Origin of the sequence: Streptomyces sp. NPDC058375 (assembly GCF_042723425.1) — a bacterium.
GTDB lineage: Bacteria > Actinomycetota > Actinomycetes > Streptomycetales > Streptomycetaceae > Streptomyces > Streptomyces durocortorensis.
Window position 1 is genome coordinate 22,536 of record NZ_JBHXJG010000039.1, and the last position, 15,852, is coordinate 38,387.

At 72.0% G+C, this 15,852-nt stretch carries 18 protein-coding genes; 9 read left to right on the top strand and 9 right to left on the bottom strand.

Annotated elements, in window-relative coordinates:
• Positions 1–7 precede the first annotated feature (7 nt).
• Positions 8–418, bottom strand: coding sequence for a YciI family protein (locus ACFWM7_RS09795; protein WP_383257301.1), 411 nt, complete (start codon positions 416–418; stop codon positions 8–10).
• Positions 419–644: 226 nt separating this feature from the next.
• Here ACFWM7_RS09795 and cbiE point away from each other — a divergent pair, with 226 nt between their 5' ends.
• The 4 genes from cbiE to ACFWM7_RS09815 all read left to right on the top strand — a co-directional run bounded on the left by cbiE (position 645) and on the right by ACFWM7_RS09815 (position 3,662).
• Positions 645–1,916 (top strand): precorrin-6y C5,15-methyltransferase (decarboxylating) subunit CbiE, encoded by a 1,272-nt coding sequence (gene cbiE, locus ACFWM7_RS09800; RefSeq protein ID WP_383257305.1) that lies wholly within the window; start codon positions 645–647, stop codon positions 1,914–1,916.
• The gene (gene cobM / locus ACFWM7_RS09805) at positions 1,913–2,662 is read left to right on the top strand and encodes a precorrin-4 C(11)-methyltransferase (protein WP_383257310.1); all 750 of its coding nucleotides are present in this window, start codon (positions 1,913–1,915) and stop codon (positions 2,660–2,662) included. The genes cbiE and cobM overlap by 4 nt, the downstream gene beginning before the upstream one ends.
• Before the next feature lie 111 nt (positions 2,663–2,773).
• Positions 2,774–3,130, top strand: coding sequence for an arginase family protein (locus ACFWM7_RS09810; protein ID WP_383257313.1), 357 nt, complete (start codon positions 2,774–2,776; stop codon positions 3,128–3,130).
• Positions 3,131–3,248: 118 nt separating this feature from the next.
• Positions 3,249–3,662 (top strand): hypothetical protein, encoded by a 414-nt coding sequence (locus tag ACFWM7_RS09815; protein WP_383257317.1) that lies wholly within the window; start codon positions 3,249–3,251, stop codon positions 3,660–3,662.
• Between the two features lie 96 nt (positions 3,663–3,758).
• On the opposite strand, the gene ACFWM7_RS09820 is transcribed toward ACFWM7_RS09815, so the two are convergent.
• The 3 genes from ACFWM7_RS09820 to ACFWM7_RS09830 all read right to left on the bottom strand — a co-directional run bounded on the left by ACFWM7_RS09820 (position 3,759) and on the right by ACFWM7_RS09830 (position 6,445).
• Positions 3,759–5,216, bottom strand: coding sequence for a flotillin family protein (locus ACFWM7_RS09820; protein ID WP_383257320.1), 1,458 nt, complete (start codon positions 5,214–5,216; stop codon positions 3,759–3,761).
• Between the two features lie 112 nt (positions 5,217–5,328).
• On the bottom strand, positions 5,329–5,838 hold the full coding sequence (locus ACFWM7_RS09825; RefSeq protein WP_383257323.1) for a hypothetical protein: 510 nt from the start codon (positions 5,836–5,838) through the stop codon (positions 5,329–5,331).
• 115 nt (positions 5,839–5,953) lie between these two features.
• The gene (locus ACFWM7_RS09830; protein WP_383257327.1) at positions 5,954–6,445 is read right to left on the bottom strand and encodes a peroxiredoxin; all 492 of its coding nucleotides are present in this window, start codon (positions 6,443–6,445) and stop codon (positions 5,954–5,956) included.
• A 161-nt stretch (positions 6,446–6,606) separates the two neighbouring features.
• Between ACFWM7_RS09830 and ACFWM7_RS09835 the strand changes: the two genes are divergently transcribed.
• Positions 6,607–7,335, top strand: coding sequence for an alpha/beta fold hydrolase (locus tag ACFWM7_RS09835; protein WP_383257330.1), 729 nt, complete (start codon positions 6,607–6,609; stop codon positions 7,333–7,335).
• Between the two features lie 266 nt (positions 7,336–7,601).
• On the top strand, positions 7,602–9,299 hold the full coding sequence (locus tag ACFWM7_RS09840; RefSeq protein ID WP_383257333.1) for a SpoIIE family protein phosphatase: 1,698 nt from the start codon (positions 7,602–7,604) through the stop codon (positions 9,297–9,299).
• An 88-nt stretch (positions 9,300–9,387) separates the two neighbouring features.
• Here the strand turns inward: ACFWM7_RS09840 and ACFWM7_RS09845 are convergent, their stop codons facing one another.
• Positions 9,388–9,636 (bottom strand): hypothetical protein, encoded by a 249-nt coding sequence (locus ACFWM7_RS09845; RefSeq protein ID WP_383257336.1) that lies wholly within the window; start codon positions 9,634–9,636, stop codon positions 9,388–9,390.
• Between the two features lie 219 nt (positions 9,637–9,855).
• Between ACFWM7_RS09845 and ACFWM7_RS09850 the strand changes: the two genes are divergently transcribed.
• The gene (locus ACFWM7_RS09850; RefSeq protein ID WP_383257339.1) at positions 9,856–11,262 is read left to right on the top strand and encodes a ParB-like protein; all 1,407 of its coding nucleotides are present in this window, start codon (positions 9,856–9,858) and stop codon (positions 11,260–11,262) included.
• 9 nt (positions 11,263–11,271) lie between these two features.
• Here the strand turns inward: ACFWM7_RS09850 and ACFWM7_RS09855 are convergent, their stop codons facing one another.
• The 4 genes from ACFWM7_RS09855 to ACFWM7_RS09870 all read right to left on the bottom strand — a co-directional run bounded on the left by ACFWM7_RS09855 (position 11,272) and on the right by ACFWM7_RS09870 (position 14,458).
• Positions 11,272–11,922, bottom strand: a complete 651-nt coding sequence (locus ACFWM7_RS09855; protein ID WP_383257342.1) for a hypothetical protein — start codon at positions 11,920–11,922, stop codon at positions 11,272–11,274.
• 13 nt (positions 11,923–11,935) lie between these two features.
• A complete protein-coding gene (locus tag ACFWM7_RS09860; protein ID WP_383257345.1) occupies positions 11,936–13,222 on the bottom strand; it encodes an MAB_1171c family putative transporter in 1,287 nt (428 codons plus the stop codon).
• A gap of 65 nt (positions 13,223–13,287) precedes the next feature.
• Positions 13,288–13,875, bottom strand: a complete 588-nt coding sequence (locus ACFWM7_RS09865; RefSeq protein ID WP_383257349.1) for a toxin — start codon at positions 13,873–13,875, stop codon at positions 13,288–13,290.
• 10 nt (positions 13,876–13,885) lie between these two features.
• Positions 13,886–14,458, bottom strand: a complete 573-nt coding sequence (locus tag ACFWM7_RS09870) for a hypothetical protein (RefSeq protein ID WP_383257351.1) — start codon at positions 14,456–14,458, stop codon at positions 13,886–13,888.
• Between the two features lie 404 nt (positions 14,459–14,862).
• Between ACFWM7_RS09870 and ACFWM7_RS09875 the strand changes: the two genes are divergently transcribed.
• Together ACFWM7_RS09875 and ACFWM7_RS09880 are read left to right on the top strand one after the other, a co-directional pair.
• Positions 14,863–15,210, top strand: a complete 348-nt coding sequence (locus ACFWM7_RS09875; RefSeq protein ID WP_073958229.1) for a MerR family transcriptional regulator — start codon at positions 14,863–14,865, stop codon at positions 15,208–15,210.
• A gap of 391 nt (positions 15,211–15,601) precedes the next feature.
• Entirely contained in the window at positions 15,602–15,805 is a 204-nt protein-coding gene (locus ACFWM7_RS09880) for a cold-shock protein (RefSeq protein WP_015609674.1), read from the top strand.
• Positions 15,806–15,852 lie beyond the last annotated feature (47 nt).

Here is a 15,852-nt window from a genome sequence, read left to right on the forward strand (position 1 = left end):
GGCTCGGTCAGTCGTCGAGCCCGCCGTCGACGGGCCGGATGAGGACCGGGTAGTCGGGCGCCCCGGCCGGCTGCGGACAGCGTGCCACGCGGGCGGCGATCTCGGTCACCCTTTCCAGGCTCTCGCAGTCGAGGACCCAGAACCCGGCGAGCAGCTCCTTCGTCTCCCTGTACGGCCCGTCCGAGACCACCGGACGCCCCTCGCCGTCGACGCTGACGGCCCGGCCCGACGCGGGCTCCCGCAGCCCGTAGCCGGTGACCAGCTCGCCCGACTCGGAGAGGTAGTCGTTGATGCTGCCCATGTGGGCGTACATCGCCTGCACGGCCTTCTCGTCCCAGACCGGGCTGTCGGCGCTTCCCTTGCCGCTCTGCGCTTCGTAGTCCGCCTGGCTGCCCTGGACCATCACCAGATACTTCATGACCGTCGCCTCCTGGTCGCTCGTGGTCGCTCTGTGGTCGTTCTTCCTCTTGCACAGGGGACGTCGGGGCCGGTGAGGGCTTCTCGACACCACGCGCGAAGTTTTCTCGGATTCACCCGGCGGGGTGGGCGGAACGGGGCGTTCAGTAAAGTTCGGCTGCGCTTCGTTTCCGCTCGTCGCGCCCGCTTTCCGCCCTCCTGAAACCCGAACGACGAGGTCCCGGCCCGTGCCCGCATCCCCAGCCCCGCTTCCGTGCCCCGTCGCCGTTGTGGGCATCGGCGCGGACGGCTGGTCCGGGTTGACCGGTACGGCGCGGGATGCGCTGCGCGAGGCGGAGGTGCTGATCGGCGGGGCGCGCCAGCTGGACCTGCTCCCGCCGGAGTGCGCCGGGGTACGGGTGGGCTGGCCGTCGCCGCTGCGGCCGGCCGTCCCCTGGCTGCTCGCCGAGTACGGGGAGCGCCGGATCGCGGTGCTGGCCAGCGGGGATCCGATGTTCTACGGGATCGGGCGGGCGCTGGCGGAGGAGCTGGGGCCGCAGCGGCTGCACGTCCTGCCGCACCCCTCCTCCGTCTCGTACGCCTGCGCGCGCCTCGGCTGGCCGCTGGAGGACACGGAGGTCGTGACGCTGGTGGGCCGCCCGGTGTCCCGGCTGGTGGCCTCCCTGTACGAGGGCCGACGCCTGCTGGTCCTGAGCGCCGACGCGAGCACCCCGGCCACGGTCGCGGCCCTGCTCACGGCCCATGGCTTCGGCCCGAGCCGGCTGCGGGTGCTGGAACAGCTGGGCGGCGAGGACGAGGAGTACGTCGACGGCCTCGCGGCGGAGTGGGCGCACGAGCCCGGGGACCGGCTGAACGTGATCGCGATCGCGTGCCGGGCGTCGGCGGATGCGCTGCGGCTCGGCACGGTGCCGGGGCTGCCGGACGAGGCGTACGAGCACGACGGCCAGCTCACCAAGCGCCACATCCGGGCCGTCACGCTGGGGACGCTGGCGCCCGCGCCCGGGGAACTGCTCTGGGACGTGGGCGGCGGCTCGGGCTCGATCGCGATCGAGTGGCTGCGGGCACACCCGTCCTGCCGGGCGGTGAGCGTGGAGCGAGACCCGGTGCGGGCCGAGCGGATCACCCGTAACGCGGAACGCCTGGGCGTCCCCGGCCTGCGGGTCGTCACCGGCCCGGCTCCGTCGTCTCTGGCCGAACTCCCTTTCCCCGACGCGGTGTTCATCGGCGGCGGCCTGACCGCGCCGGGCCTGCTGGACGCGTGCTGGGAGGCGCTGCGGCCGGGGGGCCGGCTGGTCGCGAACACGGTGACGCTGGAGTCGGAGGCGCTGCTGGCCGAACGGCACAAGGCGTACGGCGGCGAGTTGGTACGGCTGTCGGTCGCGCACGCCGTACCGGTCGGCGGGTTCACGGGCTGGCGGCAGGCGATGCCGGTGACCCAGTGGTCGGTGACCAAACCCTCATCCTCAGACGTAAGTTCGCACATGGGAGACAGACGATGACCGTGTACTTCATCGGCGCGGGCCCCGGAGCCGCCGACCTGATCACGGTGCGCGGCGCCCGGATCCTCGCCGCCAGCCCGGTCTGCCTGTACGCGGGCAGCCTGGTCCCGGTGGAACTGCTGGCCGAGTGCCAGAAGGACGCCCGCCTGGTCGACACGGCGAACCTGGACATCGAGCAGATCACGGCGGAGCTGGTCCGGGCCCACGAGGACGGCCACGACGTGGCGCGGCTGCACTCGGGCGACCCGTCGGTGTTCAGCGCGGTGAACGAGCAGATGAAGCGCCTGGACGAGGCGGGCGTACCGTACGAAGTCGTCCCCGGCGTCCCCGCGTTCGCGGCGGCGGCAGCGGCCCTGAAGCGCGAGCTGACGGTCCCGACGGTCGGCCAGACGGTGATCCTGACCCGTATCGCCCAGCGCGCCACGGCGATGCCGGCGGGCGAGGACCTGGCGACGCTGGTCCGCAGCGGCGCGCTGATCGTGCTGCACCTGGCGGCGCGGTACGTGGACCGCGTGGTCGACGAACTGCTCCCGCACTACGGGGCGGACTGCCCGGCGGCGGTGGTGGCGATGGCGTCCCGCCCGGACGAGATCATCCTGCGCGGCACCCTGGACTCGATCGCCGAGCAGGTGAAGGCGGCGGGGGTGATCCGGACGGCGGTCATCATGGTGGGCCGGACGCTGGGGGCGGAGCAGTTCCGGGACAGCCATCTGTACTCACCGGAGCGGGACCGGCACGTCTGCTGAGGGGGAGGGGTTCGAGGCCGGGTGGGGCGGAAGAGATCGTCGACCGGGCACTGGCTTACCGGCCGATAGCGCTCTGACCCGAACGGCGTGGGCGGTCGTCCGCGTATTCGCGTGCTCGGACTCCGGCCGTCCGGCGTCCAGGGCCTCCCGGCGGCCCTGCTCGACGCCGGTCTGTCGGCCCGCCCCGGAGTGGTCCGGGCCGGCCGGATCGGACCGCCGGTCTACGACGCGACGCGGGACTCCGACACGGGGATCGCGATCATGCCGGCGGTCGACTACCGCCTCCCCGGAGGGCTGACCTGGTCGGAACTGGAGACGGTGCTGCGGACGGCACTGGCCGACGAGCGGGCCGTCGGCCTGGACGTCACGATCTTCAACCCCCGTCGCGACCCCGGCGGGAGCATCGCGGCCCGCCTCACGAAGTGCCTGCGCCGAGGGCTGTCGGCGCGGCCCGACCACGGAGGCTGAGGGAGCCGACCCCGGCGGCGGAGACGGTACCGGGGGACTGACAACGCCTCCGGTTGTCCGAGTCCGAGTCCGAGTCCGAGCCCGCGCCGGATCCCGTGTGCCGCGTAGGGTCCGTTCCGTGGACGACGACAGGGTGATCATGGCGCGGGCGCGGGTTCATCTGGTGCCTGCGGTGTTGGCGTTGGCCAATCCGCCGTGGCAGCGGGACGTGTGGCTCGATCCGGATGTGTTCGAGAACTTGGACTACGTCATCCACACGCTCTTCGACGACTTCTGCGATGCCGAGCACCCTGAGCGCTACCTCGGGATCGGTCTGCGCAGTGAGGAAGAGGTCGCGCTGTTCAAGGAGTTGGACCGGGCGCTGACCGTCGCCGAGGCTCAGGCTCCGGGCGGTTTTGACGAGGAGATGCTGCGCGTCGAGGGATGGTTGGAGGTGGTGGCCGTGGCCGGGCGGCTGGCGCAGGTCATGGTCGCCCACGACCTGGGCGAGATCCTCGCGTTGCATGAGGCTCGGGGTGCGGCGGAGGCGTAAGTCGGCCGGGCCGGTGGGGTGTTGCGGCGGGCATGGGTGTGCCCGGGGGCCGGAGTGCGGCTCCCGGGCACTGGTGCGTGTGCGTACTGCTTCGCGTCAGCCCTTGATCTCGATCTCGCCGTTCTTCGAGGTCGAGGAGTCGGCCGCCGGCGCGTCCGGGGTGGTGGTCGGGGCCGGGACCGTCGTCGTGCGGTTCTTCAGGTTCTCCAGGAGGGACGCGAGGTCCACGCCCGTCGTCGAGCTGAGCAGTTCCATGCCCTGCGAGACGTTGTCGGTGACCGTGCGGGCCAGCTGGCTCGCGCCGTCCGTGGAGATGACCGTCATCTTGTCGATGGCGCTCAGCGGCTCCGAGGCCTTCGCGACGACGCTCGGGAGGACCTCGACCAGCATCTGGAGGACGGCCGCGTCGCCGTACTGCGCGAACGCGTCGGCCTTCTTCTGCATGGCCTCGGCCTCGGCCGCACCCTTGGCGGCGATCGCCGCGGCGTCCGCCTCACCCTCGATGCGGACCGCGTCGGCCAGCGCCGAACGGTGCAGCTTCTCGCCCTGACCGGTCAGGCGCGAGCGCTCCGCGTCGGCCTCGGCCTCCTTGACCTGGGCGATGCGGCGGGCCTCCGCCTCCTGCTCGGCCTGGTAGCGGGCGGCGTCGGCGGGCTTACGGACCTTCGTGTCCAGCTCGCGGTCGGTCAGCGCGGCCTGGCGCTCGGCGACCTTCTCCTGCTCCTGGAGGACTTCCTGCTGGCGGGCGGCCTCGGCGAGCGGTCCTGCGGCGTTGGCCTTGGCGGCCGCGGCTTCCGTCTCGGCCTTGATCTCGGCCTGCTTCAGGTAGTACGTCCGCTCGGCGATGGCGATCTCCTCGGCCGCCTTCAGCCGGGCCTGCTCCGAGGCCCGCTTCGCGATGGCCTCGGCGATGTCCGCCTCCTGCTTGGCGCGGGCGGCCTCCGGGCGGCCGAGGTCCTCCAGGTAGGAGCCCTCGGTGGTGATGTCCTGGATCTGGAAGGCGTCCAGGATCAGGCCCTGGCCGGAGAGGCTGGCCTCGGCCTCCTCCGCGACCTGGCCGGCGAACGCGGCCCGGTCCCGGATGATGTCCTCCACCGACATCCGGCCGACGATCGCGCGCAGCGCGCCGGAGAGCACTTCCTGGGTGAAGCCGACGATGCCGTCCTGCTGCTGGAGGAAGCGCTGGGCCGCGGCGCGGATCGCGTCCTCGCTGCCGCCGACCTTGACGATCGCGACGCCTTCGAGGTTCGACTTGACGCCCCGCAGCGTCACCGCGCCGCGCACGGCGATCGGGATGTGCCGGCTGGACAGGTCCAGGGTGAACTTCTGCTGGACGAACGGCACGACGAAGACGCCGCCGCCCACGACGACCTTCTGGCCGCTGTTGTCGATGCTGGTGCGTCCGGTGACCGGATCCGTCGACTTCTTGCCGCGGCGGCCGGTGATGATGAACGCCTCGCTGGGCCCGGCCACCTTGTATCGCGTGATGACGACGAGGCCGAGCAGGACGAGGAGTACGACGATGCCGATGACGGCGATGACTACTGGACTCATGAGGTTTGTCCCCCCTGCCTCCCTTGGGGGACGGCAGATCGTTGTGGAGCGGGCCTTGCTGCGGAGTTGACCGGGGGTGGGGCGGTCGGGCGGGTGGAGCCGGTGTGCGTGGTCAGCGCTCCACCGGGCGTACCGCGACCGACGTGGTCGACAGCGCCTCTTCCACCCAGATCTCGGTCCCGCGCGCGACTGGCGTGGCCGACTTGGCCGCGTACTTCACCGGCTGGTCGCCCAGCCGCAGCAGCACCTCGCCGTACCCCTCGGCCGGGATGGCCGTCACGACGGAACCCGAGGTGCCGACCAGGTCGGAGTCGCGCGGCGTGGCGTGCGTCTGGTCGCGCATCAGGGCCCGGCTGAGTTTCCAGGTCAGCCAGCCCGCCACGAGGCCGGCTACGACGCCGACGACGGTGGCCAGATACGTTCCGGTGTTCGTCGTCCCGAGCACGATCGCTCCGCCGAAGCCGAGCATCGAGATGAAGCCGGCGATCACCGGAAGCGAGAGCAGTCCGTCGAAGAGGCCGTCCAGGACGCCGTCGAAGAGGCCTTCGAGGACCCCGCCGAAGATCAGGGAGAGGGCCAGCAGGACGATTCCCGCAATGCCGAGACCGAGAAAGAAGGTCACGCGATCACTCCCCTACCTGTCGACACCTGCCGACTTCCCCCGAGTGTTTTTCGTCGATCTGGCTGGATGATCCCATACAGCACCTGTTCCGGTCACTGCCGGGTTCCGGCAATCTTTACGCGTTTTTGATGCCGGACAGGCGGTCCGTGAGCGTGGTCTGTGATTGGAACGTCGCTCCGAGCAGCGCCACGTGCTTCCAGCGCAGGATCCCGTCCGGGCCGATCACGAAGACCGCCCGCCGCACCCCGATGCCGGGCGCGGAGACCCCGTACGCCTTGGCGATCTCCCGGCCCTCGTCGGCCAGCAGCGGCATGCGCAGGTCGAAGGCGCGGGCGAACGACTCGTGGCTGTCCACACCCTGTGGACTGATTCCCCAGACGTCGGCGTCGAGGCCCTCGAAGGACTCCATGCCCGAGGAGTACGAGCACAGCTGCTTCGTGCAGACGCTGGTGTTGTCCCCCGGGTAGAACGCCAGCACCACGGAACGGCCACGGGCGGTGGACAGCCGGTACTCGGAGCGTTCGAAGGTGTCGCCCGAGGCGGACAGGACGCCGCCCGGGAGGGTGAAGTCTGGTGATGCGCTGCCGAGTTGAGGGCCAGATGCCATGGAAGGTCCTTCGGTGTCGTATACGGGGATGGCGCGGACGGCACGGATGGTTCCGTGGCCGTGACCGTACAGTGGACGGCACTTCACCCATCCGGAGCGGCCTCGGCGCCGAATACGGGGAGAGGGGCCCCTGCGCCCCACGCCCGGACCTGGAGGTACGCGTGGCCCAACGACCGCCGTCGGCAGCGGTTCTCGTTCTGCACGGGGGGCGCGAGACCGGTACGGAACCCCCGCCGCCGGGTCTGCTCAACCTGCCCGGCACCCGGATGCGCCCCTTCGTGCGGGCGGTCACCCGCGCCGCCGGCGAGGACGTCCTCGTGAGGCAGGTGCGGTACGCCCACCGGGGCTGGAACGGCACCCGTGCGGACCCCCTCGGCGACACCGTGGCCGCCCTCGACGTGCTGCGGGAGGAAGCGGGCGACGGCCTGCCGGTGGTGCTCCTGGGCCACTCCATGGGGGCGCGCGCCGCCCTCCGCGCCGCCGGGCACCCCCTCGTGCGGGGCGTCGTCGGGCTCGCCCCGTGGTGCCCGCCGGGGGATCCGGTCACCCAGCTCGCGGGCCGTGACGTCGTCCTCGTACACAGCAACCGGGACCGGATGACCAGCCCCCAGGCCACCCAGTCCCTCACCGCCCGGGCCCGTCGCGCCGGCGCCCGTACGTGCATGGTCACCGTCCGGGGCGGCGACCACGCCATGCTCCGCCGGGCCTCCGCCTGGCACCGGCTCACCACCGGGCTGGTCACCGGACTGCTGGGTTCCGGCAGTCTGCCGGGTCCGGTCGGCGAGGCCCTCGCCCTGCCGCCCACCGCGGAGGCCACCGACGGGACTCTCGATCTGGACCTCGATCTCGACCTCGGCCCGCTCCGGGCCCGGGCGGGCGTCCGGCCTTGAGGGGCTGTCGGCTGCCCAGGCCCTGTCGGCCGCTCATGCCCTGCGTCGTTGCTCGGGCCATTGTCGGCCCACCCCCACGGCCGCCTGCCGACCCGGGCCCCCACGGCCGCCTGCCGACCCGGGCCCCCCACGGCCGCCTGCCGCCCTGGGCCCCCCACCGGCCGCCCTGCGGATGCGGTACGGGAAGGGGCGGCCGACGATGGAGGCTCGGGAGCCGACGAACGGCGGGAGGCAGGCTCTTGCAGGCCGACACGTGCGATGACGGCATGCCGTCGTTCTTCGACCCGAAGACTGTCGCGGCCCTGTTCGACGGCAATCCGGCCGCCGTCGCGGTGCTCGACCACGATCTTCGCTACACCTACGTCAACCCGGCCCTCGAACGGCTCAACGGCGTCCCCGCCGCCTCCCACATCGGGCGGACCTTCGCCGAGGTGCTGCCCGAGCTGCACGGGCAGGCCGCCGCCCTGCGCGACGTCCTGAACGACGGAAAGCCCCGCGAGGAGACGATTCACGGGCAGACCTGGGCGCCGGACGAGGCGGACCAGCGGTTCTGGCGTGCCACCTACCACCGGCTCGACGCGGACGGCGAGGGCTGCGGGCTGATGGCCATCGTCGTCGAGATCACCGACCTCACCCGGCAGCGCGAGGAGCTGGAGCAGGCCCGTGGGCACGTCGCCCTGCTCTCCACCGCCGCCGTCCGGATCGGTACCACGCTCGATATGGACACCACCTGCCGGGAGCTGGCCGAGTTCGTGGTGCCCGACTTCGCCGACGTCGCGGTCGTCGACGTGTTCCCCGCCGAGGTGGGGCACTCCGTGCGCCGCCCGGCCCCCGGCGTCGTACGGCTGCGGCGGGCCGCGCTGCGGGGCGACGGCGACCTCGACGAGCAGGTGCAGCGCTTCGGCCATCCGGGGGAGTACGTCGACTTCGCGGCGGACTCCGCGGTCTCCCGCTGCCTGGCGGAGAACGAGCCGGTCATCGACGACTGGGAGGGCCAAGAGCGGGGGCGCAGCGCCTTGACCTCGGACCGGATCGCCGCCTCCCGGGCGCTCGGTCTGCGCCAGGCGCTCGTCGTCCCGCTCACCGCCCGGAGCCGGCCGCTCGGCACGCTCAGCCTCGTCCGGGCCGAGGGCTCCCCCGCCTTCGGCGACCAGGACGTGGCCGTCGCCCGCGAACTCGCCGTCCGGGCGGGCGTCGACCTCGACCACGCCCGCCGCTACGACCACGAGCACAGCATCGCCCGCGAACTCCAACGCTCCCTGCTTTCCGAGCCCTGGGGGCCCGCCTCCCACGTCGAGGTCGCCACCCGCTACCTCCCCGCGGACCGGGGCGTCCTGGTCGGCGGCGACTGGTTCGACGTCGTGCCCCTCCAGGACGGCCGGCACCTCAAGGCGATGGGCGATGTGATGGGCCACGGGGTGGAGGCGGCCGTCGCCATGAGCCAGTACCGCTCGCTGCTGCGGCTGCTGGCGCAGGAGGACCTGCCGCCGCACCAGATCCTGGAGCAGCTCGACACCATGGTGGAGCGGTCCGGCCTGGACCGGGCGGCGACCTGTCTGCTCGCCGTCGTCGACCGGTTCGGCGGGGTGTGCGAGGTGGCCAGTGCGGGCCATCTGCCTCCGGTCTTCATCGACCCGGGCGCCGCCGGGGCCCGGGTCGTGCCGGTGCCGGTGGGGCCCCCGCTCGGCACCGGGTTCGGCGGGTACCGGACCGCGTCCGTGCCCTGCGGTCCGGGGACCGTGCTGTTCCTGTACACCGACGGTCTCGTGGAGCGCAGGGGCGAGGACATCGACGTGTCCGTGCAGCGCCTGGCCTCGCTGACCCTGCCGCCGAGCGGACGTCTGGAGGACCTGCTGGACCAGGTGCTGGACCGGTTCGGCGGGGACGCGGAGGACGACATCGCCGTCCTCGCGTCCCGGATCCGCGAGGGCCCGCCGGTGGTGCGGCCGACCCCTTCGGAGTGACGCCTCCGGCCTCCCCGGGAGGGGGAGGCCGGGAACCGGCGGCCCGCCCCGGTTCCGGGCCGGCCGCCTTTCGTGGTGCGGGTGGGGCTCAGGTCCCTTGCGGGTTCTCCTGCCGGCGGCCGCGCAGCTGCCGCAGTACGAGGGCGGCCGAGGTGATCAGCGGCAGCAGCCCGGCCATCGCGTCGGCGGTGTTCAGCTTGTCGTGCGTGCCCTTGGCCCGGCGGACCTGCTTGGACGCCCTGACGACCGCGAGCGCGCTGCTGCCCAGGCTCAGCACGAGCCCGGCCTTGCTGCCGCGCAGGCCCTTGGCGGACGTCGCGGACCGGTTCTTCGCCATCGGGGACACCTCCAGCCGGTGGGGCCGCCCGTTCGCGGACGTGCCCTCCCCGTCCACGTAACCGGGTGTCCGCCACCCCCGCAAACGGGGCCGGCCGTGCTCCGTCGCTCCCGCTGTGGCACCCCGGCGCCATCCCTCGTTCACGCCACGGCCGCGCGGGGGTCGTCGCGCCTTGCGATCGTCCCCTGCGGAAGACCATCACGCGGGAGGGGACGTCACATGAACAGATCGAGGTCCGGGACACGGTCGGCACGGCTGCCACGGCTGCCACGGCTGCCGCGGTGCGGGGCGCTGCTGCTGGCCGGGGCGCTGGCGGCGGGCACGGTCGTGGCCGGGGCCGGCACCGGGGCGGCCGCCGCCGACCCGTGTACCGGGAGCGGGCCGCTGCCGCGCACCTGCGCGCAGCCGGGGGACCTGATCGACGTCACCCTCGGCGAACTCCACCCGACCCAGGCCGTACTCGGCTTCGACCAGGTCTTCTACAAGCTCGGCCGGTACGGCAGCGACCGCGACGAGGCGGCGGGCGACGTCAACAAGCGCTTCGACGACTGGTGCGAGACCAACGGACAGGAGGAGGCGGCCTCGGCCGGTCCCGGGGCCCGGCTGGACGACCCGTCGAGCTTCTCCTGCACCGTGCCGGTCGGGCAGGAGACCTCCGAGACGATCGCTCCGATGAAGACGGCCGTGATCGGGCCGGGCGGCAAGCTGTACCTCACCGACGGGCACCACACGCTGACGTCCTTCCTTGAGGGCCCCGACGGCTCGCCCCGGATGCACATCCGGCTCCGCGTCACCGACAACTTCAGCTCGCTGTCCACCTCGGCCTTCTGGCAGCGGATGGCCGCCGAGAAGAAGGTGTGGCTGCGCGACGAGAACAACCGGCCGCTCGGCGTGGAGCAGCTTCCGGACCGGCTCGGCATCACGCACTTCCGCGACGACCCGTACCGCAGCCTCGTCTACTTCACCCGGGACATCGGTTACGAAGTCCCGGACGGCGCCACGGAGTTCCTGGAGTTCTCCTGGGGGTCCTGGCTGCGCGGCGAGCACGACACGGGCGCGTACGACCTGACCGCCCCGGGCCCGTACCTCGACCTGGTGAAGCGTGCCTCGAAGTCGATGGCGGCGCTGGACGCCGATGCGGTCGTGGGCGACGGGAAGACCGCCGCCCAGCTCGGCCGGATCGACGAGTGGAACGGCGGGAAGAAGGAGACGGGCGGGGAGTTCGCCAAGCTGGGCAAGCCGCTGAGCGACCCGAAGCCCGGCAAGCTCGCCGAGGCCCTCGACTACAGGGCCCGCGTCCTGCCCGTGCCCGCCTGCACCACCACGGTCACCGGGCCCCGCAACGGTCCGCTCGTCGTCACGAGCGGCGTCACCTGCCTGGACCGCGCCGCCCAGCGCGGGCCCGTCGTCGTCCGCCCCGGAGCGGCCCTCGTGGTCACCGGCTCCACGCTGGACGGCCCGCTCCAGGCGGACCGGGCGACAGCGGTCCACCTGTGCGGTTCGCGCGTCAGCGGGCCCGTCGTGGTGAGCCGCAGCTCCGGTCCCGTACGGATCGGAGGCCCGGGCTGCACCGCGAACACCGTCGAAGGACCCGTCGTGGTCACCGGCAACGCCGCACCCCGGTAGCCGGCCCCCTCAGACGAAGGCGTACGCCACCGTCGTCGCCGCCCCCAGGCCCGCGCCCGCCAGGGTCTGGGCGACGGTGTGATAGCCGAGGGCGACCCGGGACCAGCAGACGGCCGCGGTCAGCGCGTACGCGGCGATCCACCAGGGGGAGTGGACGACGGCCAGGAGCGAGACGGACGCCGAGGCCACCGCCGAGTCGACCGAGATCTTCCACACCGTGTTGACGGCCAGCAGGCCGATCGTCATCACCCACAGCGCGAGCATCGCGACGAGGATCCCGGTGGGCGCGTTTCCCAGCACCATCACCACCGAGCCGGCGCCGATCGAGCCGAGGATCACGAAGAAGATCGGCGCCCGTTTCGTACGGTCCACGACATGGCGGTCGCCCCAGGTGCCGCGTCCGCGCTCCCACTCGATGTACCCCGCCGGGATCAGTCCGGCGCAGAGCGCCCCGAGGAAGCCCCAGAGCAGCCCCGTCCAGTCGCCCGCCGCCGCGAGGCCGATGCCGAGCATGCCCGCCAGCAGGACGTTGCGCGGCTGGAGGACGTCGGTGACGGTGCGCGCCACGGAGGCCGTGCGGGCGGAGGCGGTGGGGATCCCCTCACCGCCGGGCGCGGTGTCCGTGGTGCTGTCAGCCGTGGTGTCCGTGGGGCCGGTCATGCGCTCATCTCCGTCATGTGCTCGTCTCCGTCGTGCGGGCGGTCGTCCTCGGTGCGGGTTCGGCCGTCGCGGCCGCGAGGACGGCGCGGGCGCGCTCCGCGTCGACCGTCCGGTACGCGGCGGCGACCCGGACCAGCCGGGCCACCTCGCCGTCCTGGTCCGCCGCGTGCTGGGCGGCGACCGGCGCGGCCCCTCCGGCGGGCGCGCCGGACTCCTTGGCGAGCAGGGCGGCCCGGATCCAGTACGCGTCGGTGAGGGACTCGGCGCGGCGCGGGTCGTCCGTGTCGCGGGCGGCGGCCCGTCCGGCGGCGGCGAGCAGCCCGTCGGGCACGTAGTGGCGCAGCTTCTCGGCGGCGTCCGCGATGTCGGCGGCCCAGCGGTCCACCCGCAGGTCGGCCGGGACGTTGAACCGGGTCAGCTCGCGGGGCAGCGAGGCGGGCGGGTCGAACGGCTGCTCGGGGAACACGGCCATCAACTCGTACCAGAGGGCGTGCAGTTGGACCTGGGCCCGCCACAGCCTGGCCCGGCGCGCCCCGGCCGCGAACGCGGGGATGGAGGCGCCGAGGGCGAAGAAGGCGAACAGCACGAGTTGCGCCGCCTCGGTGATCTGGTCGAACCGCAGGGCGAACGCCTCGCTCGGCTCGTCGACCACGCTGACCCACAGGAAGAGGGTGCGGCTGACGGTGTAGCCGACGCCGATGAACATCGCGAACGTCATCATCCCGAGCCCGATGCGCAGATGGCGGCGGCGGGCGTCGAGGGTGGCCAGCGCCCACTGGAAGGCGCAGACGGCGGAGGCGGCCCCGAGGTAGAGGTAGAAGACGCTCATGTAGAGCGTGGCGCCCCACTCGCCGGCGTGGTCGGAGACGAAGCGGTCCGAGGGCTCGGAGCGGTCGACCACGGTGAAGAAGAGGACGGTCAGCAGGATCAGCGTGGCGACGGACGCCTTGGCCGCGAGCTTCTGGACGAGCCGCGCGAACCGTACGTGGCGGGGGACCGCGCCCTCTTCGGGGTAGCTGCCGTAGATCGCCACGATGTAGCTGAGGATGGCCAGAATTGCCACCGTCGCGGTGTAGTGCTTGATGAGGACGGCGAGGTCGGTGACGGCGCTGTTGTTGAGGCCGATGCGTACCGCCTCGGTCTTCGTCCACAGTGCGACGGCGAATCCGGCGTAGCAGCCCCACAGGGCCCGGCGTCTGCGGTCCTCCTCGTCTCCCCACAGGGCGGCGGGCATACGCCACAGGGCAACGGCCGTCATCAGGCCCGCTATGAGGTAGCCGGCGAGATCGAGGGGGGTCACGGCGGTGTTCGTCCTCGGGGTCGTGATGCGGGGTGGGGCCCGCGGCTGGTGGCTGGTGGCACGTGTCAGGCTTCGCCGGACCGTCTTCCGGGGAAGAGGCCGCGCCGCCGGTGGGCCACCGGGCGGGACAGGGAGTTGTCCAGCCGCCCCACCATGTCATCGGTGGTGAGGTCCCGCGCCATCCGGGGGATCAGGGAGGCACCGAATTCGGCCATGCGTTCGTCGTGGGTGTCGTACTGCGCGCGGGCCTGGACGGTGGAGCCGCCGGAGGCGAAGGACTCGGCGGCGGCCGGGGAGATCATCCGGGCGATCAGCGAGGTGTCGAAGACCGGGAGCAGCGTGCGCAGTTGCTCCGCGTCGAGCGTCGTCCCGTGGTCGAACCACTCGTGGCACAGCTCGTGCAGGATGACGTGCTGGGTCTGGTACGCGGTCGGTCTGCGGCGGTAGAGGACGAGGCTGGTGGAGCCCGCCTTCAGGCGCAGTCCGCAGGCGGCGTTGACGCGGGCGAGGCGGTCCGGCATCTCGTGCAGCCGGATCGTGCGTCCGCTCGCCTCCTCCATGTTCGCGACGAGCCCGTCCAGCGTGAAGGGAACCGGGAGGGGCAGGTCGGCGAGCCCGGCCTCGCACTCTTTCCGCAGTTTCCGCAGGGACATGACCAAGACGCTACGCTGCCGGGCCCGCGGGACGGTGGTGCACGGCGGAATCTCTCCCGCCGCTCGCCCCGTCGCCCTGCTTCTCCCGGGCGGCGTCCTCCAGCAGGGACAGGGCGAACCGCAGCAGTTCCGGCGGCAGCCCGTCGTCGTCCAGGCCCCGGCCGGCCAGTCCGCTGATCTCCCCGGTGCGCCGTTTGGCCAGGAACTGGAGCCCGGCGACGACATCGTCGACGACCTCGGACTCCTCCTTGAAGAAGCGCCAGTCCACGCCGAACCCCAGGCCGAGGGCCTTGAGGATGTCCTCGGAGGGCTGGGTGACCTTGCCGGCCAGGATGTTGGAGAAGTAGCTGTGCGACAGCGAGCCCCCGCGGTCGCGGACCAGTTCGGCGAAGACCCGGCCCGAGATCTTCTGGCCGGGGAAGGTCTTCTCGACCATGTACTCGACTTTTTCCCGCAGTGAGCCGAAGCGGGGCAGCTCGTCCGGACCGGGAGGTTCGAGGGGTTCCGGACCGCGTTCGTCGCCGTCGTCCTTGGCCATCCGGGCCTCCACGATCACCTCGGAGTCGGAACTGAGCTTGCGCAAACACTCTACGTCACTGTTAACTCGAAAAAACACGGGCAGGGGACCACGAGGGGAGTCCCTTGCCCGTGAATGGCCCTGTGCCCCGTGACGCCCGGAGCAGGCTCCGGACAGGGGTGTAGCCCTTCACGACGGGGGATGCGTGAAGGGCTACGCGTGCATTATGGCCCCGCGGTGCTCCCGACGACAACTGACCAGTCGGTCAGTGATCCGCTGGAAGGCCGCGAGGGCGGATCCGCCGCGCCCTTCCCGGCTGCCCGAATCTGTCCCGGCCGCGATAGACATGGCCTTGCCGGGCGATTAGGGTTTCTTGTGCAGTCACGTGAAACAGCGGTACGCAGCGGAGGCGCACCCCGCAGGCGTACGGCGCCCGGCTCCTCCGGTCACGCGTGACGGAAGAGGTGCAGATGCCCCCGGAGACCCCCTCGCACGCCACCGACCGGCTCGACGACGACGATTACCCCGCCTACACGATGGGGCGAGCCGCGGAGATGATCGGTGCGACGCCGGGTTTCCTCCGGGCGATCGGCGAGGCGCGCCTGATCACCCCGCTGCGGTCCGAGGGCGGCCACCGCCGTTACTCCCGCTACCAGTTGCGCATCGCCGCCCGCGCCCGCGATCTGGTCGACGCCGGCACGCCCATCGAGGCCGCCTGCCGCATCGTCATCCTGGAGGACCAGCTGGAGGAGGCGCTGCGCCTCAACGAGGAGCTGCGAGGCCGCTCCGCCCGCTCCGGCGGTCCCGCCGAGCGTTGAGGCCGCCGCACCCCGGGCCCGGAAGGCCCCGTGCGGCCCCGCGCGACCCCGGGAAAATATCTGCATTCGGCAGCACAGAATTTCGCGCAATGTGCGATGAGGCTTTTATGTTCCGGATCTGATCGCGATCTGTTCCCGGTCTGTTCCGGACCTGTTCCCGCGTCTGTTCCGACACGGCCGGTGATATTAGGCACCCGCCTCTCCCGGTCCCCTCGTGCTAGTGTTGATCTCAGTTGCAGTTGTGGTTCCCAAAAACTTCAAGTGTTCTTGCCGGTCGGATGTCGGCGGGCACACTTTTGTATTTCCGGTGCTTCCGGACGGGGTAATCATCGCGGCGACGTGGGATCCGCACAGTGTGGATCCGCGGGCTCTGCCCCTAAGGAGATATGACATGGCTACTGGCACCGTGAAGTGGTTCAACGCGGAAAAGGGCTTCGGCTTCATCGAGCAGGACGGCGGCGGCGCCGACGTCTTCGCCCACTACTCCAACATCGCCGCCTCCGGCTTCCGTGAGCTGCAGGAGGGCCAGAAGGTGAACTTCGACGTCACGCAGGGCCAGAAGGGCCCGCAGGCCGAGAACATCACCCCCGCCTGATCACTCAGGCAGCACTGCGCAGCTGGGGCCCGCACCTTGGGGTGCGG

Coding starts and splice junctions, on each gene's coding strand:
- ACFWM7_RS09795 (WP_383257301.1), bottom strand. CDS start 418: ATGAAGTATCTGGTGATGGTCCAGGGCAGCCAGGCGGACTACGAAGCG.
- cobM (WP_383257310.1), top strand. CDS start 1,913: ATGACCGTGTACTTCATCGGCGCGGGCCCCGGAGCCGCCGACCTGATC.
- ACFWM7_RS09820 (WP_383257320.1), bottom strand. CDS start 5,216: ATGAGTCCAGTAGTCATCGCCGTCATCGGCATCGTCGTACTCCTCGTC.
- ACFWM7_RS09830 (WP_383257327.1), bottom strand. CDS start 6,445: ATGGCATCTGGCCCTCAACTCGGCAGCGCATCACCAGACTTCACCCTC.
- ACFWM7_RS09840 (WP_383257333.1), top strand. CDS start 7,602: ATGCCGTCGTTCTTCGACCCGAAGACTGTCGCGGCCCTGTTCGACGGC.
- ACFWM7_RS09845 (WP_383257336.1), bottom strand. CDS start 9,636: ATGGCGAAGAACCGGTCCGCGACGTCCGCCAAGGGCCTGCGCGGCAGC.
- ACFWM7_RS09850 (WP_383257339.1), top strand. CDS start 9,856: ATGAACAGATCGAGGTCCGGGACACGGTCGGCACGGCTGCCACGGCTG.
- ACFWM7_RS09855 (WP_383257342.1), bottom strand. CDS start 11,922: ATGACCGGCCCCACGGACACCACGGCTGACAGCACCACGGACACCGCG.
- ACFWM7_RS09865 (WP_383257349.1), bottom strand. CDS start 13,875: ATGTCCCTGCGGAAACTGCGGAAAGAGTGCGAGGCCGGGCTCGCCGAC.
- ACFWM7_RS09875 (WP_073958229.1), top strand. CDS start 14,863: ATGCCCCCGGAGACCCCCTCGCACGCCACCGACCGGCTCGACGACGAC.
- ACFWM7_RS09880 (WP_015609674.1), top strand. CDS start 15,602: ATGGCTACTGGCACCGTGAAGTGGTTCAACGCGGAAAAGGGCTTCGGC.